This is a genomic window from Agrobacterium rubi TR3 = NBRC 13261 (assembly GCF_000739935.1).
GTDB lineage: Bacteria > Pseudomonadota > Alphaproteobacteria > Rhizobiales > Rhizobiaceae > Agrobacterium > Agrobacterium rubi.
Genome location: NZ_BBJU01000028.1, coordinates 44,192 through 57,136 on the forward strand (window position 1 = coordinate 44,192; position 12,945 = coordinate 57,136).

At 57.1% G+C, this 12,945-nt stretch carries 10 protein-coding genes and 1 pseudogene; 5 read left to right on the top strand and 6 right to left on the bottom strand.

Annotated features, from left to right (window positions below; all coding sequences use genetic code 11):
• Window position 1: 1 nt before the first annotated feature.
• From RRU01S_RS21295 to RRU01S_RS21315, 5 genes are all read right to left on the bottom strand, one after another.
• Window positions 2-1,201 carry a M20 aminoacylase family protein gene (locus RRU01S_RS21295; protein ID WP_045232236.1) on the bottom strand — a complete coding sequence of 400 codons (1,200 nt, stop codon included), beginning with the start codon at window positions 1,199-1,201 and terminating at the stop codon, window positions 2-4.
• Between the two features lie 80 nt (window positions 1,202-1,281).
• Window positions 1,282-2,454 (bottom strand): LLM class flavin-dependent oxidoreductase, encoded by a 1,173-nt coding sequence (locus RRU01S_RS21300; RefSeq protein WP_045232237.1) that lies wholly within the window; start codon window positions 2,452-2,454, stop codon window positions 1,282-1,284.
• Entirely contained in the window at window positions 2,445-3,341 is an 897-nt protein-coding gene (locus tag RRU01S_RS21305) for an NmrA family NAD(P)-binding protein (protein ID WP_045232238.1), read from the bottom strand. Before RRU01S_RS21305 ends, RRU01S_RS21300 begins: the two co-directional genes overlap by 10 nt.
• An 11-nt stretch (window positions 3,342-3,352) precedes the next feature.
• Window positions 3,353-4,408, bottom strand: coding sequence for an ABC transporter substrate-binding protein (locus RRU01S_RS21310; RefSeq protein WP_045232239.1), 1,056 nt, complete (start codon window positions 4,406-4,408; stop codon window positions 3,353-3,355).
• Between the two features lie 153 nt (window positions 4,409-4,561).
• A complete protein-coding gene (locus RRU01S_RS21315) occupies window positions 4,562-5,407 on the bottom strand; it encodes an NADPH-dependent oxidoreductase (RefSeq protein WP_045232240.1) in 846 nt (281 codons plus the stop codon).
• 404 nt (window positions 5,408-5,811) lie between these two features.
• Here RRU01S_RS21315 and RRU01S_RS21320 point away from each other — a divergent pair, with 404 nt between their 5' ends.
• The 5 genes and pseudogenes from RRU01S_RS21320 to RRU01S_RS25570 all read left to right on the top strand — a co-directional run.
• Window positions 5,812-7,416, top strand: coding sequence for an ABC transporter substrate-binding protein (locus RRU01S_RS21320; RefSeq protein ID WP_045232241.1), 1,605 nt, complete (start codon window positions 5,812-5,814; stop codon window positions 7,414-7,416).
• Between the two features lie 25 nt (window positions 7,417-7,441).
• Complete coding sequence (locus RRU01S_RS21325; protein ID WP_045232242.1) at window positions 7,442-8,530, top strand: rhodanese-like domain-containing protein; 1,089 nt, start codon at window positions 7,442-7,444, stop codon at window positions 8,528-8,530.
• A gap of 132 nt (window positions 8,531-8,662) precedes the next feature.
• Complete coding sequence (locus RRU01S_RS21330; protein WP_045232243.1) at window positions 8,663-9,916, top strand: acyl-CoA dehydrogenase family protein; 1,254 nt, start codon at window positions 8,663-8,665, stop codon at window positions 9,914-9,916.
• Window positions 9,913-11,220 carry an NtaA/DmoA family FMN-dependent monooxygenase gene (locus tag RRU01S_RS21335; RefSeq protein WP_045232244.1) on the top strand — a complete coding sequence of 436 codons (1,308 nt, stop codon included), beginning with the start codon at window positions 9,913-9,915 and terminating at the stop codon, window positions 11,218-11,220. The genes RRU01S_RS21330 and RRU01S_RS21335 overlap by 4 nt, the downstream gene beginning before the upstream one ends.
• A pseudogene (locus tag RRU01S_RS25570) lies at window positions 11,217-11,474 on the top strand (hypothetical protein); the annotation flags it as partial. The gene RRU01S_RS21335 and the pseudogene RRU01S_RS25570, both read left to right, overlap by 4 nt.
• A 553-nt stretch (window positions 11,475-12,027) precedes the next feature.
• Here the strand turns inward: RRU01S_RS25570 and RRU01S_RS21340 are convergent.
• Entirely contained in the window at window positions 12,028-12,921 is an 894-nt protein-coding gene (locus RRU01S_RS21340) for an amidohydrolase family protein (RefSeq protein WP_045232245.1), read from the bottom strand.
• Window positions 12,922-12,945 lie beyond the last annotated feature (24 nt).

The following is a 12,945-nucleotide window of genomic DNA, read 5'->3' on the forward strand; positions in this document are numbered from 1 at the left end:
ATCAGGCCGGTTTCAGGCGGCTTTCCACCAGGCGCGCAAACAGCGTTGCGCCCACCGGAAGGATTGCGTCATCGACGATGAAGCCGGGATTGTGGGCTGGTACGGTGCCGGAATGGCCAAGCGTAAAAAATGCGCCGGGCGCGTGTTTCAACAGATCGGCGAAATCCTCGCTGCCCATGAAGCGGCTGGGCTCCGTGGACACGCGAGCCTCGCCCAAGACCTGACGCGCAACGTCGGCAACGATGTCGACTGATGCGTCGTCATTGGTCAGAACCGAGAAGATATCGCGAATGTCGACCTCTGCCGAAAGACCATGGGCCTGCGCGATATGCTCCGAAATCGTGTGGATGCGCGACCGAATGGTTTCGCGGACCGTATCCGAAAACGCCCGCACCGTTCCGGCAATCAAAGCCGTTTCGGGGATGACATTATAGGCGGACCCGGCTTCGATGCGTGTGATGGACAAGACTGCCGGTTCGGTGGGCGGCACATTGCGGCTGACAATCGTCTGCAACGCACTGATCAATTCACCGATTGCGGGCACGGGATCATGCGCCACATCTGGATGGGCTGCATGCGCGCCTTTGCCTTTAAATCGAATGTCGAAGAAGTCAGCCCCTGCCAGGATCGTTCCCGGCGATACCTTGAGATGATTGGGCGCGGCGTGTGACGAATTGTGCAGCCCGTAAAGCTCATCCACCGGAAAGTCTCTGAACAGGCCATCCGCGATCATCGCACGCGCGCCACCCAAGCCTTCTTCCGCAGGCTGGAAGATGAAGACCACCGAGCCGGCAAAATCACGGGTCTCCGCCAGATAGCGAGCCGTTCCCAGCAGGATCGTGGTGTGAACATCATGTCCGCATCCGTGGAACTTGCCGGGGTAAATGGAGGCATAAGGCAGGCCGGTTTCCTCCGGCATCGGCAGAGCGTCCATATCGGCGCGGAGACCGATGACGCGGTTGCCCGCATGTTTGCCGCGAAGCACGCCGACGAGACCGGTCTTGCCATATCCGCGATGAACCTCGATACCCCACGAGGCCAGCTTTTCCGCGACGATGCCGGATGTGCGAACTTCCTCGAAACCGATTTCGGGGTGGCGGTGCAGATCGTGCCTGATATCGACCAGTTCAGGAACATAGGTTGCGATCAGATCGATAATCTCAGGTGGCGGTGTTTTGACGGGATCGACGGCAATATTCACGGCTGGTCCTCATTGCAATTGGGAAGAAAATGCATTGCCAAGGTCTCGGCGATGCTGGTCAGTAAGAGCGGGACAAGACGTCAAAGCCTCAGCCCGGCCTCCTTCATCAGCGGCAGAATACGGTCACCGAAATATTCCAGGTCTTCCCGGAAATCGTAGAAGTTGAGTTGAACGCCATCGATGCCGACATCTTTCAGCGCCACCAGTTGCTCGACCACCTGTTCCGGTGAGCCGATGATCTCGATGTTGCCGCCAAGATTGCGTCCCTGCTTGTGGCGCGGGTCGCCGCGTCCGCGCCAGGCGTGAGCATCGCTCTCATAATTGGTGGCCGCGAAAGCACGCGTACCGCCAGGCTGCGGCTTACCCGCCTCGATCGCGTCCGCATAGGCGATTGCTTCGGCTTCCGTATCACGGCTGACGATGATGGGGTTGATAATCGTCTTGACTTGCCGGCCATAGGCCTTTGCCCGGTTTTTGATGGTCGCGACGTGGTCGGGAAGCGTTTCCAACGCGCTATCGATATGCGCACCACCGGGCGAGGTGACGAACACCAAATCGGAATGGCGCGCCGCAAAGTCGATACCTGCCGGGGAGCCGGTGGCCGTTACCAAGTTCGGGCGGCCAAAGGCAGGTTTGGGCGTGATCCAGCCATTGCTGATGGCCCATGGATTGAGCTTACCCTCATGGGAGAAATTCTCGGTTTCGCCCCACAGCCGGTGCAGCACGTCGAAAAGCTCACTTGCCATGTCATAGCGCTTGTCATGCTCGATGCGCTGCCAGCCGAACATTTCATGCTCGATGGCGCGGTGACCGGTAACGATGTTGATACCCCACCGCCCCTTGGCGATGTGATCGAGCGTTGCGCCATATTTGGCCAGATGCAGCGGATGGAGTGGGCCGTAAAGCACATGAATGGTCGAAATCAGCAAAATGCTTTTGGTTACCGCCGCCATCGCGCCGAGGGCAACGAAGCTGTCGAGCGAGGAATCCCCGTCATAACCGCCTTTCGGCAGCCATTGCGTGCGGCTGAAGACAAGCTCGAACCCCAGTTCCTCCGCCCGTTTTACCAGTTCGACATTATAGTCGAAGGTCCAGCTGTTGCTGGTCGGCAGGCTTGAGAAATTGATGTCCTGAAGATTGAGGAACAGTCCCATCATCAAGGGCTGTTGTGCAGCACGGCTGAGCGGGCTTTCCGCGAAGTCGAACGGCCCTTTGAGTTCCAGGTCTCCGGTGATCGGCGCAGTCAGTGCCATGTCTTTTCTCCCTTTGGGTCGTTCTTTTGCGTTTCAGCGGTAGCCAGATGGTGACGCAAAAAATCCTCCACAGTGCGTGACTGCTTGCCGGTGATGCGCGACACCGTCTGCGTCACAGGTGCGGCCAATCCTTCCCCGATCAGCGCCACGAACTCGCCGATGGCACGTCTTTCGAATGTATCGATATGCGTCGGCAGAGCTGCGGATGATGCGGCAGATACGCCAAGGGGACGCTGTAATATCCGCGCTGCGATGCGCGCGATGTCGTGTATCGTTAGCGCCTCTGTCCCCGTCAAAACCAGAGGGTCGGATGAGACCGTTTCATCAAGCAGGGCGTTGACTGCGACATCGGCTATGTCCTGCGCATCGATGTAGGACACGGCGGCGTGTCCATACCTGCTTGGCAAATCCTCTCCTTTGCCGGCAGCCGCGATGACCGAGGCAAGCCCCACCTGCATCCAGGCATTTGGCCTCACAATGGCATGCGAAATGCCGCTGGCGACCAGATGCGCCTCTACCGCTGCATGGGCGGCACCGGATATGGAGCGGTCGGGGTTCCTCAAGGTCCAGTCAGAACCGGATATCTTGACGATGCGCGCAACACCCGCATCTTTTGCTGCATCGATGGCGGCACTCTGGTGGGTGATGAGCGTCTCGCTGATCGGTGAAAGCAGGAAAAGTTTCTGAGCGCCGCGTGCCGCGTCTTTCACCGTTGCCGGGTCGGCGAAATCTCCTTGAGCAACCTCGACCTTGCCTCCCCAGAGACCGATTGCCTCCTGCGGACGCCGGGTCAGCACGCGGACCTTTATGCCCGCGTCCAGAAGCCGTGGGACGACGAGCTTTCCCAGCCTGCCAGTCGCGCCTGTTACCAGAATATCCACCGCCATTGTTCCCGCCCTCACGTGCCAACGGACTGGCGCGATGCGGCCAGCGGACGTGGATCGAGCCAGTCGTGAACGTTGAAATCCGTAGGAATGAAATTCCATTCGAGCAGAAAGTCCTTGAAGTGGCTGATGGCATCCACTTCGGCAGGGTCGAGATCAAGCACCAGTTGGCGATGCACCTGTGGGCCGTTGGCGGCCAGAACAGCGTCCTCGCTCACCCCGATTTCACGCGCGATGAAGCGAACCGCATCTCCTGGGTTCTCATTCGCCCAGTGCGAGACCCGCTGCACGCTCGACACCAATTCGGCAACGAGATCCGGGCGCTCGTCCACAAAAGTCGCATCGACAGTCAGCGGCCTCGGCGTACCATTATTAATGCGAATTTTCGGGTCTGGATGAAATCCCGTGGAAACGACGACGAGCGCGCCGAGGAGGTTGGCAACCGTTACGCCCTCTGCACCCTTCACAAAAAAGGCCTCGATTTCGCCGCGGTGCAGAGCCGCGATTTCTTCACCGTAAGGAAACCGACGGTTGAGCCCTTGAAGCCTTTGGTCCGTAGGATTAAGCAGAACCGGCTCAGATGCCCCGATATCCACCAACTCCACGTCGTCAGGGACAAGGTCGGAAATCGTCAGAGCCGAGACGATGCCCTTGAGCGATGTCGCGCGCTGAAAGTCGATGATCTCGTTGGGCCTTTTTGGCAGGCCTATCCCTCGGCCCTTCAAATCCGCCCCTTTGGTGATGCCGCTTTCCGGCAGGGCGATGACGGCCTGAAACTCATCCGTCCGCGTCAGACCGATCAGCCGGGTCTGGCGGCCTTTCGAACGCGTCCAGATCGGCGGGATATTGCCGCCTTGGCGAAAGGACCAGTCGAGCCGGTGATCAAAATGGCTCAGGCGAATGGCCGGATCTGTCGCATCTCGAATGGAGGTTACGCCGATGCCATGAGCCGAAAAACCCTCTTCGACCCAACCGAGCTGCGCAGCAATCGATAACGGTGTGGGAGCCGGGCAGCGCGCATACCACACGGTGTCTGGTTGCGTTACCTTGCGAAGGGCTGCATCTGCCATGACTATAATCCTTAAATACGAGCGATATCAGGCACGCTATAAGGATAATTATATAATCTATAGATATACTGTACTATTTATCATGGTGTTGGTGAGATCGCTTTTCCAAAAGCAGGTTGCACGGCCTGCCTGCGCGCACCGTGCCGTCAGCCCCTACTTGATCGGGAAACCGAGCGTCCGCAACGTTTCCGTCAATTCCGCCCTGCCCTTTAGCGCTGCTGCATTCTCGACGCGCTTTGAAATTGGCCCTGTCCAGCCCGCCTGTGGCAGCTTTTGCTTGACTTGAAATGCTTTCAGCACATCGTCATAGCCATCCAAACCCGCCTCGGGCGTCCCGGAATATGTCTCGTGAAACAGGACAGAAGACTGTGGAAGACGTGGTTTTACGTCGGTGATGACGTCCGGGTCGGGATATCCGACAGTGAGGCCGAAAACCGCGACCGTTTCCGGCGGCAGTTGCAGTTCACGGGAAACGTCATGAGGTTTGTTACGAATACCTCCAACGTAACATGAGCCGAGACCGAGGCTGTCGATTGCCGCAACGGCGTTCTGCGCGGCCAGAGCTGCGTCGATGGCACCGATCAGAAAACTCTCCAGATAATCAAGCCCCTCACCCTCATTGCCATGAAGTTGGGCCACGGCTCTCAACCGCTTCAGGTCGATCAGCCAGACGAGAAACAGCGGCGCAGACAGAATATGCGCATTGCCGCCGGTATAACCCGCGAGCCGCGCCTTGCGATCTTCATCTCGAACGGCAACGACGCTCCAAGCCTGAAGATTGGACGAGGTCGGTGCGGATTGGGCTGCTGCCACCAAAAGTTCTAGCGCGCCTTCTGGCAGTGATTTTGGCAAATAATCACGCGCGGTGCGGTGGTTCAGCAGCGCATCGATCGTGCTGTTCCAGAAAGGCAGCGAAAAATCCTGTTCCACGCCATAGCGGGCAGAAAGGCGCTGCTGTGGAACTTCGCCTTCGGTAATGGAAGAAGAATGTATCGTCATGGAAAACCTCTTGGGCGATCAGAAAACAGAGTGAAGCGCTTTACAGCCATCTGACCCGGCAACTGCAACGGTCATATAATTCCTATGCGCCCCAACATAGACAGCCGAGGAACGCATTGCCAATCGGCAACCCGCTCTTGGAAGAAAATTTCCGGCCCGGAGCAGAGCACGCGGTCACAATCGATTTCAAACGTTCCGTATTCTCGCAACCTCGTGTAACGGGGGTCTACTCCCACCAAAGCAGAAAGCAAGCTTTCACCCACAAATCAGACATATTGGAATTACATTCCCAAAGAAATGATTTCTTTCAGCTTCACGAAGAAAATTATTCTTACAAAAAAACACGTCTGCCGACATGCTGGATCCATTCGACACTAGGTTTTCACAGGGATGGGGACAGTGCAATGGGTATAGGGCGTCGCAAATTCAATCAGTTGTTGTTTCTGGCCACCGCAGGCACGGCCCTGCCGGGATCTGTCTTTGGAGCGGATGCCTCCCGGCGTCCGGTTTCGGGCGGAACCCTCAATCTTCTTTATCGGGTCGATCCGGGCAACGCATTGTTTGCCATCAACACCTCCTCGGGAACGGGTCAGGCCATAGGCCCGAAAATCGTTGAAGGCCTGCTGACATTCGATTTCGAACTCAAACCACAGCCGCTTCTGGCTACCGAATGGTCGGTCTCGGACGACCATCTTCGTTATACGTTCAAATTGCGCCCGAACGTGAAATGGCATGACGGCAAGGACTTCACCTCCGACGACGTTGCCTTTTCGATTTTCCGGCTCAAGGAGGCCCATCCCCGCGGTCGCATCACCTACCAGAACGTCACTTCCGTCGAGACGCCAGACCCGCTGACCGCCATCATCGTACTGTCCAAACCGGCACCTTTCCTGATTGCTGCTCAGTCTAGTTCTGAATCGCCCATCGTGCCGAAACATATTTTCGAAACGCTGAAGCCTGGTGACGGACAGACGCTCAAGACCGCCATAGGCACCGGCCCGTTCAGACTGACGCAGTGGAGCCCGGGCAGCCATCTCATCTTCGAACGCAATCCGGATTACTGGGATGCAGGCAAACCCTATCTCGACCGCATCGTACTGCGCGTCATCACCGATCCTGCTGCGCGCGCGGTAGCGCTGGAAACCGGCGAGGTCGATATTGGCGACAACCCCGTTCCGCTGGCCGATCTGGACAGGTTGAAGCAAAATCCCGACCTTGTGCTTGATACGACGACCTATGCCTATGCGGGGCCGCAGCAGCAGCTTTTTTTCAACTACGACAACGATATCTTCGCGAAGAAGGATGTCCGCCTGGCAATTGCCAAGGCAATCAACCTGGAGGAAATCGTCAATGTGGGCCTCTTCGGTTACGGTCAGGTGTCGCCAAGCCCCGTCAGCACGGCACTGACCAAATGGTACGATCCGTCAGTGAAAGCTCACCCTTATGACCCAAAGGAGGCCGAACGGCTTCTGGATGCAGCGGGTTATCCCCGCAAGGATGACGGCAAACGGTTCCCGGTGCGATTGACCTACAATTCCTATCTCACGCCAGGTTTTGCGGATGTCATTCGCAACCAGCTTGAAAAGATCGGCGTCGCGGTCGAAATCCGCAAATATGATCTGCCGACCTATCTCAAGACTGTCTACACCGACCGTGCCTTCGATCTTGTCGTGGAATCTCTTTCCAACACCTTCGATCCGTCCCTTGGCATACAGCGCGCGTATTGGAGCAAGAACTTCAAGATCGGCCTACCGTTTTCCAATGCCGCTCACTATTCGAACCGGCAAGCGGACGCCTTGCTTGAGGCGGCAGCCATCGAACCGGATGAGGCGAAACGCAAAGAAATATGGAACCAGTTCCAGCATCTCATCCATGACGACGTCGCCTCGGTGGACCTTGTGGCCGCAGGCAGCCAGATCGTCGCCCACAAGAGGGTGAAGAACTACGTCACCGGTGCGCAGGGGCTCAACTGGAGTTTCGGCGACCTTTGGCTCGATCCAAATTCCTGAACGAACACCATTCAAGGAGATCAATATGTCAGAGCAATCCATCAGCAAAAGCACGCTCATCAACTGGCTCGGAGCCGGTGAGGAACTCGCCGTCATCGATATCCGTCCGGTAGATGATGTTGGCTATGCATCGCCACTGTTTGCGACCAATCTGCCCGCTGATCGGCTGGATGCCGAACTTGACCGTTTTGTTCCGCGTCGAACCATCCGCACGGTGCTGGTGGACGACGGCACGAAGGTCGCACGCCAGTCTGCTGAGCGGCTGAAGGCAAACGGCTGGAGCAATATCCATTTTCTGGATGGCGGCATCCCCGCATGGATCAAAGGCGGGCTCGAAAACCTGCCGACCTTCGACATTGCAGGCGTGCCTTTTGTGCAGAAGGTCCGCGCGGAAAAGAACACACCCGTCGTCTTCGCGCGCGAACTCAAGGCATGGAGGGAGGCGGGTGAGGATGTTGTCGTTATCGACACGCGCACGACGCCCGAATATGAGAAAGCGCATGTTCCCGGTGCCGTCAACGTGCCGGGCGCGGAACTGCTGCTGAGATTTGCTGACCTTGTTTCCTCCACCGAAACAAAGATCGTGGTGTCCTGCGCCGGACTTCCGCGCGCGATCCTTGGTGCGCAGACATTGATCGATGCGGGGATCGAGAACCGGGTAAGCTATCTGCATGACGGGACACGCGGCTGGACGGATGATGGATTTGACCTGGAAACAGGCCTCTTTGATATATACCGTCCCGCCAGTGCAGATGCTAAGCGATTTGCCCAAGCCCGTCTGGAGACCTTTTCGAAAGAGGACGACCTCATCTTCATTGACCGATCAACCACGGAACGATGGTTGGCGGATAAGGACCGAACGACTTATTTTCTCGATGTTCGCACGCCTGAAGAATTCGCTGCATCACACATTCCAGGGTCGATTTCGTCTGAGGGTGGCCAATTGCTTGGCGTTGCCTACCGCACCATTGCCGTGCGTGGAGCAAGGGTCATACTCGTTGATGACCTTTTAGGCGCGCGTGCGCGGGTGGTCGCACATTGGCTGAAACGGCGCGGTTTCGAGATCGCCATTCATCTGCATGACTTCGAGCAAGCGGCGCAGGTCGCTGCTTGAAACAACGGCGTCTCCTTGCACGCTGCGCAAGTTTTTCTTTCCTGCAGGCCAAGGATTTTTAACTCGCGGCCGAAATCCCGGCTGCTACCATCACGGATATTGCCCGGACGCTTCCGCGCACAGGATTTATCGATGACCGACACCCTGCACGCCTGGGGTTCTCCACCCAGCAAACGTTATGAAACAATCGCGAGCCGTTTCCGCCCGATTTTCGCGCAGATCGCCAAGGAAACGGTGGCGCGCGATCTCGACAGGCAACTTCGTTTCGATGCTTATGACGCCTTGAAGGCGGCAGGCTTCTCTAAATTGCGCCTGCCGGAACAGCACGGTGGTCTCGGCCTAACCCTGCCTGAGCTTTTCGGCCTGATCATCGAACTCGCCGAAGCCGATCCCAATCTCACCAATGCCTATCGCAGTCATTTTGGTTTTACGGAAGATTTGCTCAACGCACCGCCGAGTTTATGGCGTGACAACTGGTTTGCCCAACTTGGAGAGGGCGACACCATCGGCAGCGGCTTTTCGGAACTGGGTGAGACACGGCTTGGGACCTATTCGACACAGTTGATCCGGGACGGAAGTGGCCGGCGTTTGAATGGTGAGAAATATTACACCACCGGCTCTCTTTATGCAGATTGGATCACGCTTGGTGCGGTGGACGGAGATGGCGAGCCCATCGGTGCCATAGTGCCCACCCGTGCGCCCGGCGTCGACATCGTCAATGACTGGGACGGTTTCGGGCAGGCGCTGACGGCAAGCGGCACGGCGCGCTTTACCGATGTGGCCATCGAAAACGATTTGATCAAACCGAGCGCCCTGCGTTTCAGCTATTCCGGCGGGTTTTTCCAACTGGTCCATCTGGCCTCGCTGGCCGGCATAGGTCGTGCCGCAGCCTCGGATCTCGCCCGTCTGGTTGCGGATCGCAAACGCGTTTACCAGCGCAGCAATGCCGGCCGCTTTTCGGACGATCCGCAGATTCTTCAGGTCGTGGGAGAGGTGCGCGGTGCGGCCTACACGGCTGGTGCAATCGTGCTGAAAGCCGCGGAAGCCTTGCAAGCCGCATATGATGCCAATCTTTCAGGTCACGAAGAGCAGATTGTCTTCACCAACCGCAATGCCGAAATCGAAGTCAGCCAAACTGTGACGGTTGTCAGCAGGTTGATACTGGAAGCATCCACCACGCTTTTCGATGCCCTTGGTGCCTCCTCGACCAAACGCAGCCATGGGCTCGATCGCCACTGGCGCAACGCACGTACCATCACATCCCATAATCCACGCATCTATCACGACAGGATCGTTGGCGATTTCGCCGTCAACGGTGCCTCGCCGCCCGCTAATGGCGGGGTCGGAGTAGCGCTGCAAACAGACAAAGAAAAAGCAGACGCATGAGCAAACCACAACGCCGGCTGAACCTGAACGTTGGTATCAATACCACCGGCTATCTTCCCAACGCCTGGAAATATCGCGCCGGCACAAGGCACGACATCAATGATATCGATTATTATCGCCACCTGACGGAAATCGCCCATAAGGGCCGGTTCGACGCCGTGTTTCTATCGGACCATCCCGCACTTCTGACAGATCCGCTCAGCCGACCCTTCCACACCATCGACCCGCTGATCCTGTCAACCTCCCTTGCGGCTCAAGTGCCTGACATTGGTTTCGTGGCGACGATCTCTTCCACCTATAACTCCCCTTACAATCTGGCCAGACGGACGCAGTCCATCGACATCGTCTCGGGCGGTCGCCTGATCATCAATGTCGTGTCTTCCTTCAATCCGAACGTCGCAGCAAACTTTGGCAATGCGCCGCTGCCGCCGCGCAGCGAACGGTATGCGAAGGCTACGGAGTTTCTGGACGTGGCCAAAAAGCTCTGGGCCAGTTGGGACAACCGACGCGAACAAGACGTGGCGGAAGACCGGTTCTGGGATGCAGCGACAGCCCAACCCATCGACCACGACGGTGAATTCTTCACCGTCAAAGGCCCGCTCAACGTGCCGCGCGGACCTCAGGGCCACCCGGTCATCGCCCAGGCGGGAGCGTCCGAAGGCGGCATCGACCTTGCCGCCCGCCATGGCGAGATCATTTATTGCAATATCCTCTCACGCCCGGCCGGGCAGGCCTTCGGCAAGAAAGTGCGGGACCGCGCTATCGCCTTCGGCCGCGATCCATCTGGCATCCGCATCGTGCCGGGCCTCGTCGTTATTTTGGGTAAGACCCGCCAAGAAGCCTTGAGAAAACACGAGTTGTTCAGTGGTGCGGGATCCGAAGACGGACTTCTGGCACGCTTCGTCAAAGAAAACGGCCGCGACCCCAATCGATTCGACCCAGACGCAGTGCTGAATGCCGAAGAATTCACACCGGATCAAAACCGCCAATGGGCGGTCGGCATGGGGCTCGGTCTGTCCGATCTCCTGACCCATGAGCGTCTAACGGCACGCGAAGTCGTCCGACGGTCTGAGGGGCACCATCGCTTACTGCTAGGTACCCCCGAAGACGTGGCAGATGGCATAATCGATCTGTGGCAAGACGGAACCGTCGACGGCTATACCCTCCAGCCCCCGCGCGCGCCGGATGACATCGTCGAGTTCGTAGATCAAGTCGTTCCGATTTTGCAGGACCGCGGCGTGTATCCACGGGAGTATGTAGGCCAGACGGTTCGAGATCGTTATCTTTTGCCCTATCCGCGTTAAACAGTCACATTGGTGCAATTGTCGTCTCCTCGCGCGAACAATCGACTGGACTTCAAGAGATCAATGCGGCTGTTTCGACGATGGATCAAGCCACGCAGCAGAACGCGGCAATGGTGGAGGAGCAAACTGCGGCAAGCCACACTCTTGCGCACGAAGCGAGCGAACTCAATGAACTTGTTGCTCAGTTCAGGTTTTCGGAAGCGGCATCTTGCCGACGCACGATCGCTCACTCGCCGTTCCGCATGGCGGGCTAGGGAAAATGATCGCGTCAAACAGTAAGAGATCCAAGAGTGCTTCCCCAGATGGCCTGGACGCCAAAGCCAGGTCTGACGGCGATCAAAGGCTCGAATATAGTGGTGCGGACAGCCAATGCAATTGCGACTGTAACTTTATCCGGGCGTCCGCATCTGGCACTAAGCAGCCCACCTTTCCAGCCGTCCTGCTCAGGTGCCTGTGCCTGCTCGGTCCATGGTGTCGAGGCCGTTATGATCGCTGCTGACGGCATCTCCGCGGTGCCCGGCAAGGACTTGATTGGGGATATTAAAGGGCCCCCTATTCGGGTAAGAGAACGAGACCTATCAACTCAAATGACCTGGGCACCCTGTAACGAAGCTGCAATACCATGACTGGGTATATCTAGACGTGCACTCCCCACTCCCGCGGCCTGGAATCCTCCACCGCAAGATCATGCTGAATGCAGCCAGCGCGCACTACCATCATGTAAATGCGGTGGCCCAGATAAAATGCTTGGTCGATATCGTGGGTCAATAGCAGAAAGGATGGCACGTCAAAGGAAGTCAGAATGCATTAGATTTTGTAGAAGTGCGCTGCATTATCATGAAACAAGGATCGCCTGTCATTATCGCTATAACCCGCCGTTATCGATTTGAAGGCCCCGAATACCGAGTCATACGTCGAGAAGATTTTGTCGACAGGAAAATTGGATGCGAACATGCATCGGTCGATGTCGAACAAGGTGATGGCCTCTTCAACATAGGGTCTAATCTCGTCGATCGTCCAGTTCCAATTACCCATTCCCAAACCGGATATTTTGCATGCGACGTTTGGTGCCTGTGAAATTTTTTTCATCCCTTCACGCCAACCGTCGAAATGATCCGGGCCATCGACCTGCATGCCGGTATGGTTGAGAATGATCAGGGCTTCGGGGAAATCGCAGGCAAGCTTGTAGAATTCCTCCATCTGCCAGTAGTAGATTTGCAGATCGAAGCTGAGGCCGCGCCGGGCAAGCTCCTTGAAACCGGCGCGCCACTCCGGCGTGCGGCTGACCTCCGCCTGGGTTAGGTAGGTCTTTGCCGGATTCGGATGAAAATTCATCGACTGCCGGATGCCCCGGAAATTCGCATATTGCATGTGCTCGTTGAGCAGATCGCCGACATCCGGCTTGCTTAAATCGGCATAGCCGACGATACCGTGTGGAAAGCCGTGCTTGTCGGCCACGCCCTGGAGCCACCGGGTTTCGCCTGCCGGATCTTTCGGATCGTAACCGACGTCGAGGTGGACGGCCTTAACGAGGTTCTGATTTGCGGCGTCGGCGAGATAATCTTCTATGAGGTAAGTCTTGTTGATGGCGCTATAATCGCCGAATGCCGAAGGCTTAACCCCGTCCGACAGCCAAGGATAATAATTGTTTTCGAGGTCCCACAGATGGAAATGCGGGTCGATGATAGGCAGATCGTCCATGCGAGTAATCCGTCTTCTACGGTG

Bases quoted from the DNA above. Each gene is read 5' to 3' on its own strand.
- RRU01S_RS21300 (WP_045232237.1), bottom strand. From the start codon at position 2,454: ATGGCACTGACTGCGCCGATCACCGGAGACCTGGAACTCAAAGGGCCG.
- RRU01S_RS21305 (WP_045232238.1), bottom strand. From the start codon at position 3,341: ATGGCGGTGGATATTCTGGTAACAGGCGCGACTGGCAGGCTGGGAAAG.
- RRU01S_RS21310 (WP_045232239.1), bottom strand. From the start codon at position 4,408: ATGGCAGATGCAGCCCTTCGCAAGGTAACGCAACCAGACACCGTGTGG.
- RRU01S_RS21315 (WP_045232240.1), bottom strand. From the start codon at position 5,407: ATGACGATACATTCTTCTTCCATTACCGAAGGCGAAGTTCCACAGCAG.
- RRU01S_RS21320 (WP_045232241.1), top strand. From the start codon at position 5,812: ATGGGTATAGGGCGTCGCAAATTCAATCAGTTGTTGTTTCTGGCCACC.
- RRU01S_RS21325 (WP_045232242.1), top strand. From the start codon at position 7,442: ATGTCAGAGCAATCCATCAGCAAAAGCACGCTCATCAACTGGCTCGGA.
- RRU01S_RS21330 (WP_045232243.1), top strand. From the start codon at position 8,663: ATGACCGACACCCTGCACGCCTGGGGTTCTCCACCCAGCAAACGTTAT.
- RRU01S_RS21335 (WP_045232244.1), top strand. From the start codon at position 9,913: ATGAGCAAACCACAACGCCGGCTGAACCTGAACGTTGGTATCAATACC.
- RRU01S_RS21340 (WP_045232245.1), bottom strand. From the start codon at position 12,921: ATGGACGATCTGCCTATCATCGACCCGCATTTCCATCTGTGGGACCTC.